A 21,058-nucleotide genomic window follows, 5' to 3' on the forward strand; every position below is an offset into this window, starting at 1 on the left:
CTGCAGCATCGTGTTTGCCGCCAACCAGCAACCCACCCCGCGGCTCGCGATTACCTGATCATCCGGCCGCAACGACAACTCGTCCACCACCGCCACACGCACAGCCTCGAGACGAAGAATCTCCACACTCGCCGACACCGCAGCAGCACGCAACTCAGAAGCCGTCAACCGCCACAGTCGTCCGCGCAACCCCACCGCAGAACCAGACACCACATCCGACAGATAGACACTCATTGAATCCCCCGATCCCCACCCCAGACAATACTCGAACACCCGTTCGAGTCAAGAGTGGTAGACCTCGAGCGCCCGCGCTACCGATTCGTCACTCGCAGGTAGCAACGGCAGTCGCACATGGGGAGTCGGAATCTGCCCCAATGCATGCAACACGCCCTTGATGACAGTCGGGTTCGATTCGGAAAAGAGAGCTCCTGACAGCGTCGACAACCGTCGCCCAAGATCGCGAACACTGTCCACATCTCCACTGTCCCAAGCCTTCACCAGGCGCACGAACTCGGCGGTCGACAGATGAGCGGACGCCAAGATTCCACCTGACGCACCCAAGGCCAGAAGCGGCGCGAGAAACAGATCATCCCCCGCCAGTACGGCGAAGTCGTCCGGAAGATCCGCGAAGAGTTCGACGGCAGCTGCGTCGATACCGCCCGCGGCATACTTCACACCAACAATCCCGGGCAAAGCACCCAGCTCCCGCAAAGTGCCGCTGTCCAGATCGCACGCAGTTCGGTACGGCACGTGATAGACGATCAGCGGCACGCGGCTCGACGACTGCAGATGCGCGAAATGCGCCACCACACCGGCTTTCGACGGCCTCGTGAAGGAGGGAACCGGCACCAAGGCCGCCGAGACATCAGGCCACCGAGTCAGCCTCCCGAGCGCCTGCGCACTGCCCGCCGTGTCGTTGCTACCCGCGCCCACGATCAACGTCGCACCTCTCGCACGGCACACGCTCGCACAGATATCCAGAACGGTCACTCTCTCTTGCTCGGTGAGGGTTGCGGCTTCCGCTGTAGTCCCCAGCGCAACGAGTCCGACCGCACCGTCGGAGAGGGCCTGGTGCGCAAGCTGTTCGAGTGCGTCGGTTGCAATACGACCGTCGCTCTCGAAGGGCGTGATCAGTGGTACATGGATTCCGGCCAGGTCAACTCGAGTCGTAGTCATAGAACTCAGCCTCACCGAACAGACCTTATAGGTCTAGTTCGCATTTCCATCGTCGAGCGTAAGCTGAGCTGATGCTCGATGTTCGTCGACTGAAGCTATTGCGCGAACTAGCGCTGCGCGGAACCATCGTTGCCGTTGCCGAGGCGCTGTCGTTCAGTCCCTCCGCGGTGTCGCAGCAATTGGCCGTCCTCGAACGTGAAGCCGGCGTGCCGCTGCTGGAACGAACAGGCCGTCGCGTCCGCCTCACGCCGGCCGGTGAGAACCTCGCACGTCATGCCGAAGTCATCCTGCAACGCCTGGAACAGGCGTCGGGCGAATTGGTCGACGCGCGTCGTGGACTGGCGGGGCCGCTGCGCATCGGAACGTTCCCGACCGCCGCACGGGCGATCCTCCCGCCGGCATTGATCGCCCTCTCTCGCGAGCATCCCGGGTTGGAACCGATGGTTTCGGAGATCGACCCAGCGGACGTCGCCGACGCCCTACGAGCTGGGAATCTGGACTTGGCGTTGATTCACGACTACGACTTCGTCCCTCGTCCCAGCGAACCGGGCCTGACAGCGTTGCCTCTGTGCAGCGAATCGGTCTATCTGGCGTCGAACGACACCGCTACAGATCCCGACAGCACCATTACCGCGCTGACCGACTGCGTGGAGCAGCACTGGATTACTGCGATCCCCGGAACTGCTTGTCATGCAATGACCATTCGCGCGTGCCAAGCGGCCGGGTTCACCCCGAAAGTGCGACACCACATCGACGAGTTCGCCACCGTTCTCGCCCTCGTCGCTGCAGGGCAGGGCGTTTCACTGGTCCCGGAACTCGGAGCCATCCATCCGCCACTCGGAGTGCGCCTGACGCCGATGCCCATTCGACGAAGGACCAAGATTGCACACCGAGCCGGCTCCGACGCTCACCCGGCGGTCGCAACCGTGACAAGCGCGCTTCGCTCGGCCGTCCCGCAAATGCTGGACGCCGAGCAATAGCGGCACCTACATGTCGAGCCCGAGGTCGAGCACTGTCACCGAGTGCGTCAAGGCACCTACAGCGAGGTAGTCGACGCCGGTTCGGGCGTACTCTGCGGCAACGTCGATGGTGAGACCACCGGATGACTCGAGCTTGGTTTCGGGGGCAACAGCGTCTCGGCGTTGGACCGCGATCTGCGTCTGCCACAGCGGGAAGTTGTCCAGCAGAACAAGTTCCACGTTTTCTGCCAGCACCTGGTCGAGCTGAGTGAGGTTGTCGACCTCGACTTCGCACTCGATGTCCGGCGCGAGCTCACGGACCGCACGAAGTGCTGCGACCACCGAACCGGCAGCGGCAACGTGGTTGTCCTTGATCAACGCCGCGTCACCCAATCCCATACGGTGGTTGACGCCTCCGCCCACGTGGACTGCATATTTCTGCAGAGAACGCAGTCCGGGCAGTGTCTTTCGGCTGTCCCGCACTTTGGCATGAGTGCCGGCGATGGCGTCGACCCACTGCGACGTCGCCGTGGCGATTCCCGAGAGATGGCAGACGAGGTTGAGCATCGTCCGCTCTGCCGTGAGAAGGCCGCGGGTGGGCGCGACGACGGTGAGCACCGATTGACCTGGCGCAACCCGAGTTCCGTCGGCCACCCGATCAACGACCTCGTAGTTACCCGCGCCGATCACCTCGTCGAGAACAAGCAGTCCGACGTCGATGCCGGCGACAGTACCCGAGGAGCGTGAGACGACCGAGGCCTTCGCGACCGCATCGGCGGGAACCGTTGCGGTAGAAGTGATATCGGGGCCATAGCGCAGATCCTCGTCCAGAGCGAGCCTGACCAACGTGAGCAGTTCGTCACGGTCGAGCGGCGCGGGCAGGATCTTCTGCTCGGTCATCAATGAACTCCTGTCAACAACATGTCTGGTATTTCGAGCGCTCCATCGGCACTCATCTTGATCCGAGTGCTGCGACGCTGATTCGGATCTGTTTCAGGATAGTCGGTGCGGGTGTGACAGCCTCGGCTCTCGGTTCGTGCCACGGCTACATCGACCAACGCTGTCGCGGTCAGTGTGAGCGCCGCGTCTTCGAGGTCCCCAGCAGCCACCGCCACTGTCTGATCGGCGTCGGCAAGCGCGGCTCGCGCAGTCTGGAGACCGCCTCCGTCGCGAACCACCGACGCGTGTGCTGTCATGACGGACTGCACAGTCTCTCGTGGGAGGATCGGCATCGGCTTGCGCACCACGTTGACCACTTCGGCATGAACCTCTCGACGCTCGGCAGCTGCGATTCCGGCACGCTCCCCGACCACCAAACCCTCGAGAAGGCTGTTGGACGCAAGACGATTCGCGCCGTGCAATCCCGTGCGAGCCACTTCGCCGGCTGCGTAGAGTCCAGGCACTCCCGTTCGTCCATGGACGTCGGTGGCGACTCCACCGCACGAGTAGTGCGCGGCCGGAGCGACCGGAATGAGTTGGGTGCGTGGATCGATGCCCGCTTCGAGACAGGATGCGGTGATCGTCGGGAACCGCGAATCGAAGCCGTCGAGCTTGCGGGCGTCGAGGTAGACGTGATCGGTACCGAGATCTCGTAGGCGTGCTGCGATTGCGCGCGAGACCACGTCACGCGGGGCGAGATCACCCAGCGGATGAACACCTGCGGTGACCGAATCGCCGTTGGTGTCGACAAGAATCGCACCTTCGCCGCGGACCGCCTCACTGATCAAGGGCCGGCGACCCACTCCACCCGGAGTGAAGAGCACCGTCGGATGGAACTGAACGAATTCCAGATCCGCAATTGCCGCACCTGCTTCGAGCGCCAACGCGATTCCGTCGGCAGTTGCGCCGGGCGGATTTGTACTGCAGGCATACAGCTGACCGAGTCCACCGGTAGCGAGCAGTACCGCGGGCGCATGGATCACTCCGAGCCCTTCCGGCGAGGAGACAATGAGTCCACACACCCCGCGCCGGTTGGTCACCACCTGGACTGCCGCTGCACCGAACAGAACGGGGAGGCCGGCAGCGTTGAGAGCCCGCTGCACTTCCGCGCCCGTGGCGTCGCCGCCCGCATGGATGATCCGACGCGTGCTGTGCCCACCCTCGCGGGTGCGCGACACCTCGCCGTCTCGCCCGCGATCGAAGACCGCGCCCAACGCGGCCAGCGCCGCAACTGCGTCGTGACCAGCTTCGACGATGGAATAGACGGCTTCCTCGTCGCACAAGCCGACGCCGGCCTCACACGTATCCGCAACGTGCGACTCGACGGAATCCGTATTCAGATCGTCGACGACTGCGATGCCGCCCTGCGCGTACTGAGTCGAGGTGTCCGTCGGACCACCCTTGCTGACCGTGAGTACTTTCAGCCCCCGCAGAGAAGCGGTGCGCGCAGCGGTGAGGCCCGCGACACCGCCTCCCACGACGACCAGGTCGGCATGAGCCTCCCAGGCGAAACGCCCGGCAGGGCTGGTCACTCGCCGCCGCCCGGATTACCGATCTCGATCATGCGCTGCACCGATTTCTGTGCACGCTTGGCCATCTCGAGATCGACGTGGACCTCGTCCTTGCCCTCGAGAAGGCAGCGAAGCAACGCGGCAGGCGTGATCATCTTCATGTACGGGCACGACGCGCGGTCGTTGACGGCCTGGAAATCGACGTCGGGCGCTGCCTTGCGCAACTGGTGCAGCATCCCGATCTCGGTGGCGACCAGAACCTGCTTGCTCTTGGTGACGCGGGCAGCGTCGAGCATTCCGCCGGTGGAGAGGATCTTGACCTTGTCTGCGGGGACCGCGCCTTCACCGGCGAGGTACAGAGCCGAAGTAGCGCAACCGCATTCAGGGTGCACAAAAAGCTCGGCATCGGGGTGAGCCTTGGACTTCGCCGTCAACTCGTCACCGTTGATGCCCGCGTGGACGTGGCATTCACCGGCCCAGATCTGCATGTTGGTGCGGCCTGTGACGCGTTTGACGTGAGCTCCGAGGAACTGGTCCGGGAGGAAGAGAACTTCCCGGTCGGGATCAATCGAGTTGACCACGTCGACGGCATTGGACGACGTGCAGCAGATGTCGGTGAGACCTTTCACCTCTGCCGTCGTGTTCACGTACGACACCACCAGAGCGTTCGGGTTGTCGGCCTTCCACTCACGAAGCTGCTCGGCATTGATCGAGTCGGCCAGAGAGCAGCCGGCACGCTCGTCCGGGATCAGCACGGTCTTGGACGGCGACAGGATCTTCGCGGTCTCGGCCATGAAGTGCACACCGCAGAAGACAATCGTGTCCTCGGGCGCCTCGGCAGCGATTCGCGAAAGCGCCAGGGAGTCGCCGACATGATCGGCGACGTCCTGAATCGCAGGCAGCTGGTAGTTGTGCGCAAGAATCGTCGCGCCGCGTTCGCGAGCCAGACGTTTGATCTCAGCGGCCCACTCGGGGGTCGCTTCGACTCCGTTGTATCCGCCGGGGCCGTCGTGAATCTGCGAGGCCGATCCCTCCCATAACGTCGTGGTCGTCATGGCGTTCTCCTTCACCGTGAACCCGGGCTCGTCACCCAGTTCAAATCCGGACGGGCTGGCCCGGATTTCCGTATTCGAGGTTTTCGACTTAGGATCGAAAACGTGCCCAATAGTAACACCACCCACGAAGTGCTTGCAGCGGTGTTCCAAGTTCACACCTTCCCCGCAAGCATCGCCGCAGGTGACGGCGATCACTGCCCACAAGGGCGTGAAGAGTTGGCCGTGCTGCTGTGGCAGCGCGCACTCAACCCGCAGAAAGGCACATGGTCACTGCCCGGGGGCACTTTGCGCGACGACGAGGACCTGACGACCTCCGCTCGACGACTCCTCGCCGAGAAGGTCGACCTACGAAAGGTCGCCCACCTCGAGCAACTCTCCGTCTTCAGTGATCCACAACGAGTGCCGGGCCCGCGCCGCATCGCGTCGACCTTCCTCGGACTCGTTCCCCTCAGCGCCGACCCACAACTTCCACCCGACACGGCCTGGCACCCCGTTTCGAAGTTGCCGGAGATGTCGTTCGACCACGGAACCGTCGTACGGCACGCGCGTAATCGACTGGCTGCAAAACTCTCCTACACCAACATCGCATTCGGGCTGGCTCCCGAAGAGTTCGCGATGTCGACGCTGCGTGAAATCTACTGCGCTGCACTCGGTTACCAAGTCGACGCAACCAACTTGCAACGCGTACTGGGTCGCCGAGGCGTACTGACTCCCACCGGCAACACCGCACCGTCCGGCAAGTCGGGCGGACGCCCACCGGCCCTGTACCGCTTCACCGACTCCACCTTGCGAGTCACCGACGAGTTCGCTGCACTGCGTCCCCCGAGCTGACGTCGATCAGGTTCTCAGGCAACGGCTTCGAAACTTCCGCGTTGCAGCCACGCCGAGGTCACCGCGCCGGCCGGATCGATGACCCGATTGATTGCGCCGAACCGCGTCGTCACCCGATCGAGAATCCGATCGGCCTGCCAACGATCCGTCGGATCAGCGACTATCGCAAAGAAGCGATGGGTCGGTTTTCCCGCCATGATGCGCACCAATTCTGTCACCGTCCGCGCAGTGACCGCCACGCTCCAACCGGCGTCGAGAAACTCGGTGGCGATACGCGCACCGTGCTCGAATCCGATGTCCGTGACAAGTACAACTCCCCTGTTCGGGGCGATCTCCGAAACGCTCATTGCGAAACCTCCACTCGGAATCAAACTTCTTGACTCCCATGTAAGTCCGCAATCTTGTGGCTCCCTTGTGTTGGTTCTGTGAGAACTCTGGGGATTCCGCGCCCCACACATCAGGCAGATCGAGACAGCCCCGCCCAGAAGACCGTCGAGGCCGCGTTCACCACATCGCCGACCGGCACGTCGCCCAACATTCCGCCCGCGGCCAGCGTCGCGACGCCATGGAACGTCGCAAAGGCAACCAGCGCAATACTTTCCGGATCACCGGCGGCAATGTCACCCGCAGCCTGCGCTTCCGATACGAGCCGAACGGTCAGGTCCATCGTCGCGTGCCCCGCGTTCACGACAGTCTCGGCCGCACCCGGTGCATGCTTGTTGCTGTACATCAGAGACAACAGACCCGGATGCTCCAACGCAAAATCCACATAGGCGTTGGCGAGCGAGGAGAACCGGGCTTTCGCGGTCGGCGGCGCCTCCGAAACTGCTCGCTCGAGTGCACCGGTCATCCGATGGAATCCGCTTTCAGCCAAGGCGTCGAGCAAAGCCTGACGGTCGCGAAAATGCTTGCCAGGGGCCGCGTGACTCACGCCCGCCTCGCGCGCAAGCTGCCGCAGCGACAACTTGTCGACGCCATCACGCTCGAGGGTCGCTTCAGCTGACGCCAGGAGTTCCTGTCGCAGGCTGCCGTGGTGGTACGGCTGTTCGTGGGCGGGCATGGTGGCACCATATCAAAATGTTGTCATTGACAACTATGGTGTCAGTGCCTACATTTGGGATCACCCGAACCGAAGGAGCCACCATGGCCATCGACGTAGCCGGAACCACCGTCCTCATCACCGGAGCCAGCGCTGGGCTCGGAGTGGAATTCGCTCACCGCTTCGCCGCTCGCGGTGCAAATCTGGTTCTCGTCGCCAGGCGGGCAGATCGCCTCGAAGCCCTCGCTACCGAACTCCGCGTCGCCCACGGCATCACAGTCACAGTTCTGCCTGCCGACCTGGCGGCGCCCGGCGTCGGCGCAACACTGCACCAGGATCTGACAAACCGTGGCATCACCGTCACCTCGCTGATCAACAACGCCGGATTCGGAACACACGGAGCATTCGTGGACGAAGATCTCGAGCGCGTCACGTCCGAAATTCAGCTCAACATCGCCACGCTGGTCGAACTGACGCACACCTTCCTGCCCGATCTCCTGGGCGGACGTGGAGCGCTCGTCAACATCGCGAGCACGGCGTCGTTCCAGCCGACCCCTGGCATGGCCGTCTACGGCGCGTCCAAGGCTTTTGTACTCAACTTCACCGAAGCACTCTGGGCAGAAGCTCGCGGCAGCGGATTGACCGTATTGGCGGTGTGCCCCGGCCCGACACGAACCGAGTTCTTCGACGTCGTCGGCTCCGAAGATGCTGCGGTCGGGCGAATGCAGACGGCAACTCAGGTGGTGGATACAGCTTTCCGGGCACTGGATCGACGCAACGCACCGCCGACAGTCGTATCAGGTTTGCCGAATTGGGTGTCCTCGATCAGCACTCGCTTCGCAACCCGCCGGTTGGGAGCGTTGATTTCGGGTCGACTGTTGGGTGACGTGCGAATGAAGTCCGCAGCGAACCGCCCGTCGACGTCGGCGGTATAGAGAAGCGTCGGCTGTATAGAAGCAACGGCTGTATAGAAGCAACGGCTACGGGAGTTTCGGCTGGACCTCGTCGTCGGTCTGTTCGGCCTCGGTGGCCGGATCTCCAGATTCCGGATCCCCAGATTCCGGGTGGTCCCCCACACCGAGGTCGTCGTACGGATTGAGCACTGCGAGAACCAAAGTCACGACGCACGCCACAAGCGGCTGAAACAGAAGCACGAGCAACGTGCCGATGTTCGGTGCACGCGCGATGATCTCCCCGACCGCCGGATTGTCGGCGGTGGGGAAACGCAGTTTTGTCACGCCCGAACCCACGAGTGCCATCAGTCCGGCACCTGCCGCCGAGCCGACTATCAACCCGCCCAGGGCATACGGGCCTCGACTCAGACGCGCCAACCACGCCGCTACTGCCGACAGCACACCGACGATCAGTGCCAGCCAGATGAACACAGCACTCGCGTCGAACTGATGGAGGCTCTCACCCGTCAACGCGACGCCGCGCCCCTCGGACACCACCAACAGGTGCTCGGCCGGAGCCAAGAACGCCCACACCACACCGACGAGCACGCTCACGCCCGCAGTGGTTGCGGCGATCACGATCGCGGTGCGCAGACGAGTCTGCCGAAGAGAGATCACACAGAGTGACGCTACCTGCGGGCGGCGTCGATCGAGTCGACGACACCGTGTCGAGAGCATTTCGCCCACCATCCGTCAGGGCTGACCTGAACGATCATGCGGCGCCCGCACTGCTCGCAGAAGCGAGGCGGCTCTAGCCCCATCGACGCCGCAGTCGGGGGGGGGGGGGGGGGGGGGGGGGGGGGGGGGGGCTTTGATCGGCATCTGCAGATCCACCAACAAATCCAGATCCTTCTCGGCGGGACGCCCGAGGGTGGTCAGGTAGTTGCCGACGATGACGGCGTTGATTCCGCCGAGGATGCCCTGCTTGGCACCCAGGTCGCCGAGGGTGATCTCGCGTCCACCCGCGAAGCGCAGGATCGTGCGGGGCAGCGCGAGACGGAATGCCGCCACGGACTTGAGCGCCTCGCTGGCGGGCAGCACATCCAGATCCCCGAAGGGGGTGCCGGGACGCGGGTTGAGGAAGTTGAGCGGGACCTCGTCCGGCTCGAGTTCAGCCAAGTTCGCGGCAAATTCTGCGCGCTGCTCCAATGATTCACCCATACCGAGGATTCCGCCGCAGCACACTTCCATGCCTGCTTCGCGAACCATCCGAAGCGTGTTCCACCGCTCTTCCCACGAGTGTGTGGTCACGACGTTCGGGAAATGCGACTTCGAGGTCTCCAAGTTGTGGTTGTACCGGTGCACACCCATGGCGGCCAGTTGGTCGACCTGTTCCTGGGTCAGCATGCCGAGCGAGCAGGCTATCTGGATGTCGACCTCATTGCGGATCGCCTCGATACCTGCCGCTACCTGAGCGAGCAACCGGGCGTCAGGTCCGCGGACGGCGGCCACGATGCAGAACTCGGTGGCGCCCGACTTCGCAGTCTGCTTGGCAGCTTCCACCAGGCTCGGGATGTCCAACCAGGCCGCGCGAACCGGCGACTGGAAGAGTCCGGACTGCGAGCAGAAATGGCAGTCCTCGGGGCAACCGCCCGTCTTGAGGCTGATGATGCCCTCGACCTCGACCTCCGGTCCACACCATTTCATACGCACATCGTGGGCGAGAGCCAGCAGGTCTTCGAGCCTGTCGTCGTCGAGTCGGAGTACGTCGAGCACCTGGCTTTCGGTCAGGCCAACTCCTCTTTCGAGAACTTGCTCACGCGCCTGGTCGAGGATGTCGACCGTCGCAGGGGCCGTGCTAATCGGGGGCGGGGTCACAGACGTCTCCTTCGAAACCAGCAAAATTGAACACCGTACAAGTTGAACGGTGTTCACGTTAGAGACGTGGTGGAATACTGTCAAAGGCGGGTCCGATCGACATCCGATCGCGAGCGCCCCACAGCGGGACGAAACGAGGGGAACAACAAGTGCAGTTGCGACGCGGCGACGTGCTGGACGGCGCCATGGCGATACTCGACGAGTTCGGACTTGCCGACCTCACGATGCGCAGGCTCGCAACGTCACTGGGTGTCCAACCCGGCGCCCTGTACTGGCACTTCCCGAACAAGCAGACCTTGCTCGGTGCGGTCGTCGACAAGATCCTCGAAGACCTCGACACCCCCGTAGACGCAGACACGTGGCAAGAGGCGTATTCCGAACTGGCACACAGACTTCGGTCTGCCCTGCTGACGCACCGCGACGGCGCCGAGTTGGTCAGTGCCACCTTCGCCTCGCGGATGACAAGCAGCAAGGTGCGCGAGCACTTCGTACACGCCGGCGAAGAATCCGGGCTATCACGCGAGCATGCCCAACTCGCGGCGTACGCCCTGCTGTACTACGTGCTCGGCCACACCGTCGACGAGCAGTCCCGAGCGCAGATGGAAGAAATGGGGGCACTTACCCGAGCACCCATTTCCCCCGACTCCCCCGAGGTGATCGGCGGCGGTTCCGACGAGGACCTCCTCGACGGCGATCCGACAGTGCGCTTCCAGTTCGGCCTGGACCTGTTCATCGACGGCATCCGCACTCGCCTGAATTCGACCACACATTCAACGCGCACCGAATCGGCTCTACGACACCCCTGACAGCCGTAGTAGTGCAGTAGTGCCGGCCGCGACAATCACCACTAGTACCAATGGCGCCTTGAACCAGGCGCAGATGCCTCCGGCCACCACGCCAAGCATCCGCGCCGGCCCCGCAACGTCATGCCCGGTGAAGATCGTCGATGTCGCAACCACTGCAAGCAGCAGCACCACGACAGCACGATCGAGGGTTTTCTCGGCAAATCTCGAAAGCTTCACCCGAGCGCGGAGCAGAACGCCACTTGCCCGCAAAGCGTAAGAGCCGCAAGCGAACACGACAATACCGATCCAGACCGACGCGGTGTTCATCGAACCTTCTCCCGGAACGGTATCGTCACCGCGATACTCAGCAGCGCTACGAGCGGCGCGGTACCGGGCGGCAGGAACGGCGACGTGGCCACCGCGACTGCTGCACCGATCAGGGCGGCAAGCAGCGTCACCTTTTCCTTCAGCGCAGGCAGGACAAGGGCCAGAATGACAGCCGGAAACGCGGCATCCAATCCCAACACGCCGGGGTCTCGGACGACGCTGCCGAGCAACCCGCCCAGCAGCGCTCCGATCGGCCACGACACCGCGATCCCGATTCCACAGAACCAAAAAGCCGCACGCTTACGCTCCACCGATCCCTGCGCCATGGCGACCGCGACGCTTTCGTCATTGACCAGGTGCGCGCCGACCATACTGCGCCAGCCTGAATCTTTGTAGCGACCCGTGCCGAGAAATGATCCTGCGGACATCCCGTAGGCGAAGTTACGTGAGTTGATCAACAAGCCCGCCACAACAGCAGCGGTGGCACTGCCTCCGGCTGCGATGATTCCGATGAACAAGAACTCCGAAGACGCTCCCAGAACGAGTACAGCCAATGCCGAAAGCTGCCACAACGAGAATCCAGCCGATCCTGCCGTCACACCGTAGGACACTCCGACGATGGCTACGGAGAGACAGATCAGCACGCTCACCCGAACCGTGTCTCGATCAACTGTTCGCCATAAAGAACGCATGTATTCTATGTTGAACGAAGTGACACCGTTCGTCAAGTAGAACGACCGATCGGAGAATCGAACGATGCCCAGTAATGAAACGGATACAGCGGAGACTCCTCAGAAACTGGTCGCCGTCGCACTCAAACGCGAACGTGCCCGAGCAGGCTTGAGCCTCTCGGAGGTGGCGCGGCGCGCCGACATCGCCAAATCCACACTCTCCCAACTCGAATCCGGCCTCGGGAACCCGAGCCTCGAAACACTGTGGGCACTCGGCAACGCGTTGGGTGTGCCGTTCTCACAACTCGTCGACTCGCAGGCACAGACCGTTCAATTGATTCGAGCCGGAGAAGGTCCCGCGATTGCGTCGGCAAACGCGTCGTACATCGCGACGCTCTTGGCGCCGAGCCCACCGAACGCACGACGTGATCTGTATCGGATAGTCGCCGAACCGGGCGAGCCGCGTGTTTCGACTCCGCATGCGCGCGGCACCACCGAACACGTTGTGATCGGCACCGGGCGAGCGGAGGTCGGGCCCACTGCAGATCCGATCGAGCTCGGACCGGGCGACTATCTCGCTTATCCCGGCGACGAGGAGCACATCTTTCGGGCGCTCGAACCAGGGACGACGGCGATCATGGTGTCGGAACACTTCTGAGCCGCGATGAGTTTCGCCGCTGCGGGAAGTCTGTATCTGGGAGGTGATGTGGCCAGAGCCTCGATTGCCGACGACAGTAACGACCGACAGCAGGAGGACCCATGTCCGGATCCAGCATCAGCAGCATTTTGCTCTCGAGCACCAACCCCGAACGCTTGCGCGACTGGTACGCCGAGGCGTTCGCCCCGAAGGTCGACCGGACTCCCGGTGACCCTGGCTACGACGTCCTCGACTTCAACGGTTTCTACGTAATGCTCGACAGACGCGACGACGTCGGTGAGACCAACCCCCAACCGGGTCGCATGTTCCTCAACGTCGAGACCGACGACGCCCGGTCGATCGCACAGCGCATCGACGCACTCGGCGGAAACTGGCACGCTCCGCTCGAAGTCCGCGGGGGCAGTTTGTTCGCCACCGCGATCGACCCCGACGGAAACTACGTTCAGATCATCGAGTTCAGCGAGGAAGCCAGGACCGATATGGAATCCGGAATGACGGATTCCCAACCCACCTAGTCCGACACCAGCTAGGAACGGAGACAGTCATGCTTGCGGACACCAAAGCATTCAGCGGATTTTCGGTGACAGACATCGATGCTGCAAAGAAGTTCTACGGCGAAATACTCGGGCTGAAAGTGACCGATGAAGACATGGGGCTGATTCGGCTACATCTTGCCGGCGGAACCGAAATCCTCGTCTATCCCAAACCGAATCACGAAGCGGCGACGTACACGATTCTCAACTTCGTCGTCGACGACATCGACACAACCGTCGATCAACTGACCGCACGTGGCGTGGAGTTTCTGAAATACGACGGATTCCCCCAGGATGCGCGAGGCATCATGCGTGGCAACGGCCCCGACATCGCGTGGTTCACCGATCCAGCCGGCAATGTTCTATCGGTAATCAAGGAGTCCTGACGCGCTTAACCGCTGAACAGCTGTGACTGCCGCTGTTCAGCGGTGTCGGTGTTCGAGCGTTCTGCTGCCGCAGTTTCACGCTCGGCCGCCAGTTGCTCGGCGCTTTTTGCGTCGACAACGGGCTCCGACGCGCTGAGGTCGGAAAACAAGCCATTGCTCGATTCGTTCACATGCCACCCTTTTGCCTGGTCATCGTTGCCGCGCGCAGATAAACCTGCGTTAGAGATCGGTCGATGGCTACTTGATTACTGCCGCCCGTACGGCGCCGACAAGGCGCCGATGACCCAGCAGTTCTTGACCCAGTGTTGCACGCCTGTGTTTTCCACGAGAAATTCGGTCCAGACGGGTTGTCATCGCCCGCACGGCGGAGCAATGTGAAAGATGAGCGCGGAGCAGGTCGGCAGCACTTTCGTCGGACACCTGGCCCCTCAATTCACCGCACAATTTTTGGAGGAATCATGTTGGGAATTGCTTTGGGCCTCGGCAGCGCTGCTGTCGGAATCGGCCTCGGACTACTGGGCGCGGGAGCGGGAATACTGCTGAGCGACAAGACCGTCAAAACTGCGCGACGTGACCTCACCGCCTGACGAGGGCGAGCGCACTGAATATTTGGGCACTCGGGTCAACGCGGCGATGCGCCACCCAGCGCAGTGGGTGCTCTCGCACGCCACGCGTCGCCGCGGCGTGGACACAGACGCAGCCGTTCCCACCAGCGCCCAGGACGTGCTCGACCGGTTGACGGCTCTCCGAATCAGCACGTGGAGTTACGGTTTCGACCACAAGTCGATCCGTCATCTCGGACCGATGGCACAGGATTTTGCCGCAGTCTTCGGCCTGGGATCCAACACCCGTCGGATCTCGGCCGTCGATGCAAACGGCGTCTGCATGGCGAGCATCCAAGCATTGAACCGCAAAGTTCTCGCCCTCGAGACAAAGGTCAGCGCGCTCGAGAAGGACATGGACAGACTGCACGAAGAACTGGGAGGCACGGGCACGGATCGAAATGCATTAAAGGTCAACAACAGTCACACACCCCCGCCGCTCGACGAGTTCGGTAGGTCCGCAGGTCTGTAGTTTGTTCGGTGTGACCGCCCCTGATTCAGACTCCGACTCAGAACCCAACGAGATTGCCGCGCTGTTCGACGTGACGTCCGACTCCGTCGGTGACGAACATGTCGAACAGGTACTTTCCGAATTCGGCCTCGGCGCAACGGAGATCACGCAGACCGCGGCCCGCATCCGGGCCAGTCGGTCGGAATTCCGCCGACTGCGCCGTCGCGAGAACGAATTGGCGGTCCTCTACTCGAGTGCGCGTGAACTCGCGCAAGTTCGCGACGTGGACACTCTGCTCCAGCGACTCGTCAACCGAGCACACGACATCATGGGCACCGACGTCACGTACCTCTCCGAGTTCGATGTGGTCACCAGAGATCTGAATGTTCGAAAGACAGCAGGCGCCGTCTCGCCGGAACTACAGCATCTACAGGTTCCCGCCGGCGCGGGACTGGTCAGTGCGATTGCCGAATCTCGAGCAGCCCAATGGGTTCAGAACTACAGCGACTACACGCAGTCGCGTCACGACGAGGTGGTCGACGCCGCGATAGTCGCCGAAGGTCTGGTGGCGATTCTCGGCGTGCCGATGCTCTCGGACGGCCAGATCCTCGGAGTCCTGTTTGCCGCCGACCGCCGGGAACGACGATTTACTGCCGATCAGATAGCCCTGCTCTCGGCGCTGGCGGATCATGCCTCGGTGGTCCTGCAAACCGCGCGGGCGCTCGACCGCGCCGAGGAATCCGCCGCCGAGACCGGGCGAGCACTCGACGAACTGCGGGAGCACGTGTCCGCGCGCGACAAGTCGAACATCGTCCACCAGGATCTGATCCACGCCGTTCTCCGTGGCGGCGGATACGCCCAGGTTGCACGAACCCTCAGCAGCGCACTCGAGCGCGGCACCGTCGTGGTCGACAGTGAGCTACGCCCTCTGGTCAAATCCTCGGGCGAGCAGATCACGACGGTGCCGTTGTCTCTACCTCGCGCCGTGTCCGAGGCCATCGACCAGAGTCGCCGAAGCGGCCGATGCACGTTTGTCGCCGATGACAGTGAAACCGTGATCCAACTCGTCAGCGCCATCACCGCCGGCGAATCATTCCTCGGGGCCATCTTGCTGAAGCGTTCGGACGCGCCGATCGGACCTGTCGAACTCAGGACCGTGGAACGGGCCGCTCAGGTTACTGCGATCCTCGTGTTGCAACACACGGCGGCGGCAGCAGCGGATCGGCGCGCACGTGACGAACTGGTCGCCGATCTGTTGAGCACTGCGCCCGAGCGCAGGCGCGATCTCGAACGTCGGACCCGCAACCTCGGCATCTCCCTCGGCGAACTCGATACCGTCCTCGTGGTGTCGGTTGCTCCGGAACTCCGCACCGCTGCGCTCCGCGCAATCGGGCAGAGTTTGCCGGTCGGGGCTTTGGCGTCGCAGCACGCCGGATTGATCGCGGTGGTCTCGCGCTCGGGGAACCCGGCAGCCGCGGCGACCGTCGTTCACCGCCAGATCACCGGTTCGGTGGGACCTCACGCCGTGGTGATTGCGCCGGCAACGGCGGAGCGTCCCGAAGACCTCCCGGCGCGCTTCACCTCTGCCCTGCGTACTGCTCGCCTGCTCTCGGCGTTGGGCAAGACCGACGGCGCGGTCACGACGGCGTCGTATCTGCCGTACACCGTTCTGTTCGGCGAAAATCCGGAATCACTTCATCAGTTCATCGATGACGTGATCGGCCCGGTACTCGCCTACGACCGCGACAAGGACACCGATCTCACTGCGACCCTGCGCGCCCTCGTGCGCAACGAAGGAAGCCCGACCAAGGCTGCCCGCGCCCTCAACTATCACCCGAACACCGTCATTCAGCGTCTCGAGCGCATCCGCACGCTCCTCGGTCACTCGTGGCGTGAAGACGAGAACTTCTTTCGGGTGTCGATGGCGACGAGGCTCGACGAGCTTCGGCAAGTGGGCGCCGAAGAGGCCGGGGGTGAGACCGTCGACAAAGACGGTGGTGCATGACACTACAATTTCGACCGATCGATGTGCCCTGAGCACGTGGCCTGGCAGCCATCACCCTCCCTACTGTGAAGCGGAGCACAGAATCACTTCAGGAGGACCACCCCCCGTGTCAATCAACAGTCGGTCTATCAATAGCCGTATCGCCAATTTCCGGTCCTACGATGTCGCCGCACGGCGCGCCGAGATCGTCCGCCAGACGGACCTGACCGAAGCAGACATCGCGGTCTACGACGCTGCCGACGGTCTCACCATCGATCAGGCCGATCGCATGGTCGAGAACGTAGTCGGTGTCATCGGCATCCCGGTCGGCGTCGCCACCAACTTCACGATCAACGGCACGGACTACCTGATCCCTCTCGCCACCGAGGAGCCATCGGTAGTCGCAGCCGCGAGTAACGCTGCCCGCATCGCACGCGGACTCGGCGGCTTTCACGTCTCGAGCACCCCGCCGATCATGCAGGCCCAGATACAACTCGTCGACGTCGTGGATCCGGCGGCCGCCCGAATCCGACTCCTCGAGGCTCGCGAGGAAATCATTGCACTCGCCAACGAGCAGGACCCGAAGTTGGTCAGCGTCGGCGGTGGTGTGAAGGACATTTCGGTTCGCATCGTTCCTTCGGACAAGGCCACCTACGTGGTCCTCCATCTTCATGTCGACGTACGAGATGCCATGGGCGCCAACGCCGTCAACACGATGGCCGAGGCAATCGCGGATCGAGTCGCCGAGATCGGCGGCGGACACGTCGTCCTGCGCATTCTCACCAACAAGGCCGATCTGCGGCTGACGCGCGTGCGCGCCGTGTTCGACGCCGAATTGATCGGCGGCGCAGAGGTTGTGGACAACCTGATCCATGCCGCGCGCTTGGCGGAGCTGGATCCCTACCGCGCCGCGACGCACAACAAGGGCATCATGAACGGCATCAGCGCCGTAGTGCTGGCTACCGGAAATGACACGCGCGCAGTCGAAGCCGGATGCCACTCCCATGCAGTCAACGCCGACGGAATCTACTCCTCGCTCTCGCATTTCGAGAAGAATGCCGACGGAAACATCGTCGGCACCCTCGAGCTGCCCATGCCGGTCGGCCTCGTCGGCGGGGCCACCAAAGTGCACCCCGTAGCGCAGGCCGCAATCAAGATGCTCGGCGTCGAGAGCGCCGAGGAACTCGCCGGCATCATCCTGGCAGTCGGTCTGGCGCAGAACCTGGCCGCTGTCCGCGTTCTGGCCAGTGAAGGTGTCCAACGCGGACACATGGGACTGCACGCCCGCAACATCGCTGCCACCGCCGGAGCGCAGAAGAGCGAGATCGACGCCGTGGTCGCACGCCTGATCGCGGACAAGAGCATTCGCGTCGAACATGCCGAGAAGGTTCTCACCGAGATCCGCGGCGGAAACTGACGACAATGACCGAAACAGTTGCAGGATCACCAGTGTGGAAGCCGGCGCCTCATCGAGTGCCGGCGCCGGGACTACCGACCTCGGTCCGGATCTACGAAGTCGGGCCACGCGACGGACTTCAAGCAGAGACGGCGGTGATCCCGACCGAGACGAAAGCCCAGTTCATCGAACGCCTCGTCGCGGCCGGTTCCCGCACTGTCGAATTGACGAGCTTCGTCTCACCTCGATGGATCCCGCAACTCGCGGACGCGGAAGAATTGATGGATCGGCTGCACCTGCCGGACTCGGTACGTACGGTCGTTCTTGTCCCGAACCGCAAGGGTCTCGAGCGGGCCGTTGCCGCCGGAGCGCGTGAAGTTGCAGTATTCGTCAGCGCTACAGAGGAATTCGCTAAACGAAACCTCAACTCGACGGTAGACGGCGCTATAGCCGCGGCCACCGAGGTCACTGCCGCCGCAAGAGCTCTGGGACTTCCCGTCCGCGGCTACATCTCGATGTGCTTCGGCGACCCTTGGGAAGGCACTGTGCCCGTCGAACGTGTCGCCGACATCGCGAAGACCCTGGTCGACAGCGGTGTCACGTCACTCTCACTCGGCGACACCATCGGCGTCGGCACACCTGGCCATGTGCTCGCCTTACTCGACGCCCTCCGAGAACGTGGCATCCCCACATCGCAGATCGCCATGCACTTTCACGACACCTACGGCCAGGCGCTGTCGAACGTCTATGCGTCATTGACCGCTGGAGTATCCGAATTCGACAGTTCCGCAGGTGGTCTCGGACGGTGCCCGTACGCCAAGGGCGCGACCGGGAATCTCGCCACCGAGGATCTGGTGTGGATGCTCCACGGCCTCGGGATCGACACCGGCATCGACCTGGATTCCCTTACCGACACAAGTAGTTGGATGGCCGAACAGATCGGACACTCGAGTCCGTCCCGAGTCGTCACCGCCCTCCGCGCAGCACGCACCTGACACTCGCAAGCAAGCCCCTCCCTGTACGACCCCCTGCCATGCATGACACTGGAGAAGACTGATGTCACCACCGCAGTCGGCAACGACGCCGACCACCACAACCGCGCCGACCGATCAGCAGACATACCTCGAAGTCTGGGGCGACACTGTCAACGGTCGACACCTCGCGRTCTCCGTCGCAGTCGGCAGTGTCGTGGGCGCCTYGGCTCTGCTTGCGGCCCAGTCTCTGTTCGAACGGGTCGTCAGCGAACCGTCGTTGGCCCAGGCGTACAGCCTGCTGGTCGGTATCGCTGCCTGCCTGCTCGCCGGCGTCGTCTGCGGAATCTTCATCAAGCCGAAGCGGATAGTCGCCTTGGCCGCCGCCGACGCGGAGTCGATCGACGGTGTCATCACGACGATGAGTGAGCAGCGTCAGGGTCTGGGCACTCTCGCCGACATTCCGGAGCAGAGTCGACAGGAACTTCGCGAACTCGGTCTGTACGACCACTTCGCCGCTGCCGAGGCCGAGCACGCACAGGCCTCGAAGACATCGCCCTCGAACCCGCCGAAGGACGGTGGGCGCGCATGAGTTCGGTTCTGACCAACGAAATTCTCATCGCCGTTCTCTTCGGCATCATCGGTGCTGTCGCGTTCACGTTCATCGGATTGATCTCCGGCACGGACGAGACCGCCACCATCGCACCGCTGACTCTGCTCGTGATTCTGCTCGGCGCTCCCCCGGCGGCAGTCTTCACGTTCTTCCTCTCCGGTGCGATCGCCAAACACATGACGCATGCGGTGCCGACGATGCTGCTGGGCATTCCCGGCGACACGATGGCGATTCCGCTCTTGCCGGAAGCGCAGATGATGCGCTCACTCGGCATCCCGCACATCGCACTCCGCAAGGCGATCTCGGGAGCAGTGATCTCGGCGTTCGTCGCCGTGCCGGTTGCCGTCCTGTTCGCGACCATCCTCGCGCCGTTCGCCGACACCGTTCAGTCGATCGCACCGTGGCTGTTCCTGGTCGCCGCCATCGGCATCGCCTATGCCTCACCAGGCCGCTGGGCCGGGGTGGTCGCCCTCGTTCCGTTTGTCATCTTGATCCTCGGCGCCCGCGCGTTGACGTCGAATTACGATGTGTCGCTGAACATCAGCTACTTCCTGGCCATTGCGGTCGGGCCGCTGATCGCCGACCTCGCGCTGACCCTGGGGCCGTCGAGCCGCRAGGACATGGAACGCAGCGAACCCAAGACCGTCGCACTGGCCCCGGACATCAAAGGATGGAAGGGATACTTCCCCAATCCTCTGAAGGTCCTCGATCGCAAGCAGATCGGTTACACCGCAGCCGCTTCCACGGTGTCGAGCGCAACGTTCGTTTTCAGCCCCGTCGCCATGACAGTTCTGATGGGTGAGCTGGTAGGTGCGCGGATCAAGAACGGATATCACCGACTGACCACCATGGTCTCGGCAAAGAACGGTACGACGGAATCCACCTACATCGCGGAAACCCTCATCCCTCTCGTGGCCTTCGGCCTTCCGCTCAGCCCGCTGGCAGCAGGTCCCGCGGCCCCTCTGTTCAACGCTCCGCCGGTCTTCGAGACCAATCAGGAAACCGGAGTGATCAACAATCTCTCCACGTACCTGACGCAGTGGGAGTTCCTGCTCTACGGACTGCTCGCAGTGGTCACGGCAACGGTCATCGCGTACCCGTTTGCCATGAACTACGCGTACCGCGCTGCGTCAGCGGTGGTCAAGCACATCAGTCACGAAGCTGTGATCGCGGTGTTCACGGGACTGGTCGTGGTCATCAGCATCTGGGAGGGCGGCATCCTCGGGCTTCTGATCACCGTGACGGTCGGCCTGGTCGGTGGCCTTCTCGGGCGCCTGTTCAAGATTCACGGCGGTGTTCTGTTCATGGGTTACTACGTGGCGCTGTTCAGCGTTCCTGCCCTGATCAATCTGTTCTGATTCGCTGGATTCCACCAACACGTGCGGACCCGCAAGAATGTG

General features: G+C 62.9%; 25 protein-coding genes and 2 pseudogenes. 14 read left to right on the plus strand and 13 right to left on the minus strand.

Annotated features, from left to right (window positions below; all coding sequences use genetic code 11):
- Both AC1DVN_RS08710 and dapA read right to left on the minus strand, forming a co-directional pair.
- Nucleotides 1-234: pseudogene (locus tag AC1DVN_RS08710) on the minus strand (HNH endonuclease); the annotation flags it as partial.
- A gap of 48 nt (nucleotides 235-282) precedes the next feature.
- Nucleotides 283-1,176, minus strand: coding sequence for a 4-hydroxy-tetrahydrodipicolinate synthase (gene dapA, locus AC1DVN_RS08715; RefSeq protein WP_477993715.1), 894 nt, complete (start codon nucleotides 1,174-1,176; stop codon nucleotides 283-285).
- Nucleotides 1,177-1,247: 71 nt separating this feature from the next.
- Between dapA and AC1DVN_RS08720 the strand changes: the two genes are divergently transcribed.
- Complete coding sequence (locus AC1DVN_RS08720; protein ID WP_020908025.1) at nucleotides 1,248-2,156, plus strand: LysR family transcriptional regulator; 909 nt, start codon at nucleotides 1,248-1,250, stop codon at nucleotides 2,154-2,156.
- Nucleotides 2,157-2,162: 6 nt separating this feature from the next.
- On the opposite strand, the gene nadC is transcribed toward AC1DVN_RS08720, so the two are convergent.
- Genes nadC through nadA form a run of 3 tightly spaced genes read right to left on the minus strand, consistent with a single transcriptional unit; the run spans nucleotide 2,163 to nucleotide 5,640 of the window.
- The gene (gene nadC, locus AC1DVN_RS08725) at nucleotides 2,163-3,035 is read right to left on the minus strand and encodes a carboxylating nicotinate-nucleotide diphosphorylase (RefSeq protein ID WP_003941805.1); all 873 of its coding nucleotides are present in this window, start codon (nucleotides 3,033-3,035) and stop codon (nucleotides 2,163-2,165) included.
- Nucleotides 3,035-4,606 carry an L-aspartate oxidase gene (locus tag AC1DVN_RS08730; RefSeq protein ID WP_029255523.1) on the minus strand — a complete coding sequence of 524 codons (1,572 nt, stop codon included), beginning with the start codon at nucleotides 4,604-4,606 and terminating at the stop codon, nucleotides 3,035-3,037. The genes nadC and AC1DVN_RS08730 overlap by 1 nt, the downstream gene beginning before the upstream one ends.
- Nucleotides 4,603-5,640 (minus strand): quinolinate synthase NadA, encoded by a 1,038-nt coding sequence (gene nadA / locus AC1DVN_RS08735; protein WP_020908027.1) that lies wholly within the window; start codon nucleotides 5,638-5,640, stop codon nucleotides 4,603-4,605. Before nadA ends, AC1DVN_RS08730 begins: the two co-directional genes overlap by 4 nt.
- Before the next feature lie 102 nt (nucleotides 5,641-5,742).
- On the opposite strand from nadA, the gene AC1DVN_RS08740 reads away from it, so the two are divergent.
- Entirely contained in the window at nucleotides 5,743-6,471 is a 729-nt protein-coding gene (locus tag AC1DVN_RS08740) for an NUDIX hydrolase (protein WP_477993716.1), read from the plus strand.
- 14 nt (nucleotides 6,472-6,485) lie between these two features.
- Here AC1DVN_RS08740 and AC1DVN_RS08745 read toward each other — a convergent pair whose 3' ends face one another.
- Together AC1DVN_RS08745 and AC1DVN_RS08750 are read right to left on the minus strand one after the other, a co-directional pair.
- Nucleotides 6,486-6,818, minus strand: a complete 333-nt coding sequence (locus AC1DVN_RS08745; RefSeq protein WP_029255524.1) for an SDR family NAD(P)-dependent oxidoreductase — start codon at nucleotides 6,816-6,818, stop codon at nucleotides 6,486-6,488.
- Nucleotides 6,819-6,928: 110 nt separating this feature from the next.
- Nucleotides 6,929-7,531: a TetR/AcrR family transcriptional regulator gene (locus AC1DVN_RS08750; RefSeq protein ID WP_019748809.1), complete on the minus strand. Its 603-nt coding sequence runs from the start codon at nucleotides 7,529-7,531 to the stop codon at nucleotides 6,929-6,931.
- A gap of 83 nt (nucleotides 7,532-7,614) precedes the next feature.
- On the opposite strand from AC1DVN_RS08750, the gene AC1DVN_RS08755 reads away from it, so the two are divergent.
- Complete coding sequence (locus AC1DVN_RS08755; protein ID WP_283385378.1) at nucleotides 7,615-8,445, plus strand: SDR family NAD(P)-dependent oxidoreductase; 831 nt, start codon at nucleotides 7,615-7,617, stop codon at nucleotides 8,443-8,445.
- A gap of 45 nt (nucleotides 8,446-8,490) precedes the next feature.
- Here the strand turns inward: AC1DVN_RS08755 and AC1DVN_RS08760 are convergent, their stop codons facing one another.
- The 3 genes and pseudogenes from AC1DVN_RS08760 to bioB all read right to left on the minus strand — a co-directional run.
- Nucleotides 8,491-9,081 (minus strand): DUF2567 domain-containing protein, encoded by a 591-nt coding sequence (locus tag AC1DVN_RS08760; protein ID WP_477993717.1) that lies wholly within the window; start codon nucleotides 9,079-9,081, stop codon nucleotides 8,491-8,493.
- Nucleotides 9,082-9,092: 11 nt separating this feature from the next.
- A complete protein-coding gene (gene bsaP / locus AC1DVN_RS08765; RefSeq protein ID WP_477993775.1) occupies nucleotides 9,093-9,293 on the minus strand; it encodes a biotin synthase auxiliary protein BsaP in 201 nt (66 codons plus the stop codon).
- Nucleotides 9,271-10,266: pseudogene (bioB, locus tag AC1DVN_RS08770) on the minus strand (biotin synthase BioB); the annotation flags it as partial. The pseudogene bioB and the gene bsaP, both read right to left, overlap by 23 nt.
- 164 nt (nucleotides 10,267-10,430) lie before the next feature.
- On the opposite strand from bioB, the gene AC1DVN_RS08775 reads away from it, so the two are divergent.
- Nucleotides 10,431-11,087 (plus strand): TetR/AcrR family transcriptional regulator C-terminal domain-containing protein, encoded by a 657-nt coding sequence (locus AC1DVN_RS08775; protein WP_113684156.1) that lies wholly within the window; start codon nucleotides 10,431-10,433, stop codon nucleotides 11,085-11,087.
- Here AC1DVN_RS08775 and AC1DVN_RS08780 read toward each other — a convergent pair.
- Both AC1DVN_RS08780 and AC1DVN_RS08785 read right to left on the minus strand, forming a co-directional pair.
- Nucleotides 11,073-11,393, minus strand: coding sequence for an AzlD domain-containing protein (locus AC1DVN_RS08780; protein ID WP_020969820.1), 321 nt, complete (start codon nucleotides 11,391-11,393; stop codon nucleotides 11,073-11,075). The two genes, AC1DVN_RS08775 and AC1DVN_RS08780, sit on opposite strands and share 15 nt — an antisense overlap.
- A complete protein-coding gene (locus AC1DVN_RS08785) occupies nucleotides 11,390-12,085 on the minus strand; it encodes an AzlC family ABC transporter permease (protein ID WP_477993718.1) in 696 nt (231 codons plus the stop codon). The genes AC1DVN_RS08780 and AC1DVN_RS08785 overlap by 4 nt, the downstream gene beginning before the upstream one ends.
- A gap of 64 nt (nucleotides 12,086-12,149) precedes the next feature.
- Between AC1DVN_RS08785 and AC1DVN_RS08790 the strand changes: the two genes are divergently transcribed.
- The 3 genes from AC1DVN_RS08790 to AC1DVN_RS08800 all read left to right on the plus strand — a co-directional run bounded on the left by AC1DVN_RS08790 (nucleotide 12,150) and on the right by AC1DVN_RS08800 (nucleotide 13,641).
- Nucleotides 12,150-12,722, plus strand: coding sequence for a helix-turn-helix domain-containing protein (locus tag AC1DVN_RS08790; RefSeq protein WP_477993719.1), 573 nt, complete (start codon nucleotides 12,150-12,152; stop codon nucleotides 12,720-12,722).
- Nucleotides 12,723-12,823: 101 nt separating this feature from the next.
- The gene (locus AC1DVN_RS08795; RefSeq protein WP_020969823.1) at nucleotides 12,824-13,237 is read left to right on the plus strand and encodes a VOC family protein; all 414 of its coding nucleotides are present in this window, start codon (nucleotides 12,824-12,826) and stop codon (nucleotides 13,235-13,237) included.
- A 29-nt stretch (nucleotides 13,238-13,266) separates the two neighbouring features.
- The gene (locus tag AC1DVN_RS08800) at nucleotides 13,267-13,641 is read left to right on the plus strand and encodes a VOC family protein (protein ID WP_019748818.1); all 375 of its coding nucleotides are present in this window, start codon (nucleotides 13,267-13,269) and stop codon (nucleotides 13,639-13,641) included.
- A gap of 5 nt (nucleotides 13,642-13,646) precedes the next feature.
- On the opposite strand, the gene AC1DVN_RS08805 is transcribed toward AC1DVN_RS08800, so the two are convergent.
- On the minus strand, nucleotides 13,647-13,811 hold the full coding sequence (locus AC1DVN_RS08805) for a hypothetical protein (protein ID WP_019748819.1): 165 nt from the start codon (nucleotides 13,809-13,811) through the stop codon (nucleotides 13,647-13,649).
- Nucleotides 13,812-14,099: 288 nt separating this feature from the next.
- Here AC1DVN_RS08805 and AC1DVN_RS08810 point away from each other — a divergent pair, with 288 nt between their 5' ends.
- From AC1DVN_RS08810 to AC1DVN_RS08840, 7 genes are all read left to right on the plus strand, one after another.
- Nucleotides 14,100-14,228 carry a hypothetical protein gene (locus AC1DVN_RS08810; protein WP_021333694.1) on the plus strand — a complete coding sequence of 43 codons (129 nt, stop codon included), beginning with the start codon at nucleotides 14,100-14,102 and terminating at the stop codon, nucleotides 14,226-14,228.
- Nucleotides 14,212-14,715, plus strand: a complete 504-nt coding sequence (locus AC1DVN_RS08815; RefSeq protein WP_030244807.1) for a tail fiber domain-containing protein — start codon at nucleotides 14,212-14,214, stop codon at nucleotides 14,713-14,715. The genes AC1DVN_RS08810 and AC1DVN_RS08815 overlap by 17 nt, the downstream gene beginning before the upstream one ends.
- A gap of 10 nt (nucleotides 14,716-14,725) precedes the next feature.
- On the plus strand, nucleotides 14,726-16,699 hold the full coding sequence (locus AC1DVN_RS08820) for a helix-turn-helix domain-containing protein (RefSeq protein ID WP_195791341.1): 1,974 nt from the start codon (nucleotides 14,726-14,728) through the stop codon (nucleotides 16,697-16,699).
- A 106-nt stretch (nucleotides 16,700-16,805) separates the two neighbouring features.
- Nucleotides 16,806-18,095 (plus strand): hydroxymethylglutaryl-CoA reductase, degradative, encoded by a 1,290-nt coding sequence (locus AC1DVN_RS08825; protein ID WP_020908041.1) that lies wholly within the window; start codon nucleotides 16,806-16,808, stop codon nucleotides 18,093-18,095.
- Nucleotides 18,096-18,100: 5 nt separating this feature from the next.
- Nucleotides 18,101-19,069 carry a hydroxymethylglutaryl-CoA lyase gene (locus AC1DVN_RS08830; protein WP_080910802.1) on the plus strand — a complete coding sequence of 323 codons (969 nt, stop codon included), beginning with the start codon at nucleotides 18,101-18,103 and terminating at the stop codon, nucleotides 19,067-19,069.
- A gap of 61 nt (nucleotides 19,070-19,130) precedes the next feature.
- Nucleotides 19,131-19,637, plus strand: a complete 507-nt coding sequence (locus AC1DVN_RS08835) for a hypothetical protein (RefSeq protein ID WP_477993720.1) — start codon at nucleotides 19,131-19,133, stop codon at nucleotides 19,635-19,637.
- Nucleotides 19,634-21,016: a tripartite tricarboxylate transporter permease gene (locus tag AC1DVN_RS08840; RefSeq protein ID WP_477993721.1), complete on the plus strand. Its 1,383-nt coding sequence runs from the start codon at nucleotides 19,634-19,636 to the stop codon at nucleotides 21,014-21,016. Before AC1DVN_RS08835 ends, AC1DVN_RS08840 begins: the two co-directional genes overlap by 4 nt.
- Nucleotides 21,017-21,058 lie beyond the last annotated feature (42 nt).

The organism is Rhodococcus sp. P4_E4 (assembly GCF_056401575.1).

Bases quoted from the DNA above. Each gene is read 5' to 3' on its own strand.
- dapA (WP_477993715.1), bottom strand. From the start codon at position 1,176: ATGACTACGACTCGAGTTGACCTGGCCGGAATCCATGTACCACTGATC.
- AC1DVN_RS08720 (WP_020908025.1), top strand. From the start codon at position 1,248: ATGCTCGATGTTCGTCGACTGAAGCTATTGCGCGAACTAGCGCTGCGC.
- nadC (WP_003941805.1), bottom strand. From the start codon at position 3,035: ATGACCGAGCAGAAGATCCTGCCCGCGCCGCTCGACCGTGACGAACTG.
- nadA (WP_020908027.1), bottom strand. From the start codon at position 5,640: ATGACGACCACGACGTTATGGGAGGGATCGGCCTCGCAGATTCACGAC.
- AC1DVN_RS08745 (WP_029255524.1), bottom strand. From the start codon at position 6,818: ATGAGCGTTTCGGAGATCGCCCCGAACAGGGGAGTTGTACTTGTCACG.
- AC1DVN_RS08750 (WP_019748809.1), bottom strand. From the start codon at position 7,531: ATGCCCGCCCACGAACAGCCGTACCACCACGGCAGCCTGCGACAGGAA.
- AC1DVN_RS08755 (WP_283385378.1), top strand. From the start codon at position 7,615: ATGGCCATCGACGTAGCCGGAACCACCGTCCTCATCACCGGAGCCAGC.
- AC1DVN_RS08780 (WP_020969820.1), bottom strand. From the start codon at position 11,393: ATGAACACCGCGTCGGTCTGGATCGGTATTGTCGTGTTCGCTTGCGGC.
- AC1DVN_RS08785 (WP_477993718.1), bottom strand. From the start codon at position 12,085: ATGCGTTCTTTATGGCGAACAGTTGATCGAGACACGGTTCGGGTGAGC.
- AC1DVN_RS08790 (WP_477993719.1), top strand. From the start codon at position 12,150: ATGCCCAGTAATGAAACGGATACAGCGGAGACTCCTCAGAAACTGGTC.
- AC1DVN_RS08795 (WP_020969823.1), top strand. From the start codon at position 12,824: ATGTCCGGATCCAGCATCAGCAGCATTTTGCTCTCGAGCACCAACCCC.
- AC1DVN_RS08800 (WP_019748818.1), top strand. From the start codon at position 13,267: ATGCTTGCGGACACCAAAGCATTCAGCGGATTTTCGGTGACAGACATC.
- AC1DVN_RS08810 (WP_021333694.1), top strand. From the start codon at position 14,100: ATGTTGGGAATTGCTTTGGGCCTCGGCAGCGCTGCTGTCGGAATCGGC.
- AC1DVN_RS08830 (WP_080910802.1), top strand. From the start codon at position 18,101: ATGACCGAAACAGTTGCAGGATCACCAGTGTGGAAGCCGGCGCCTCAT.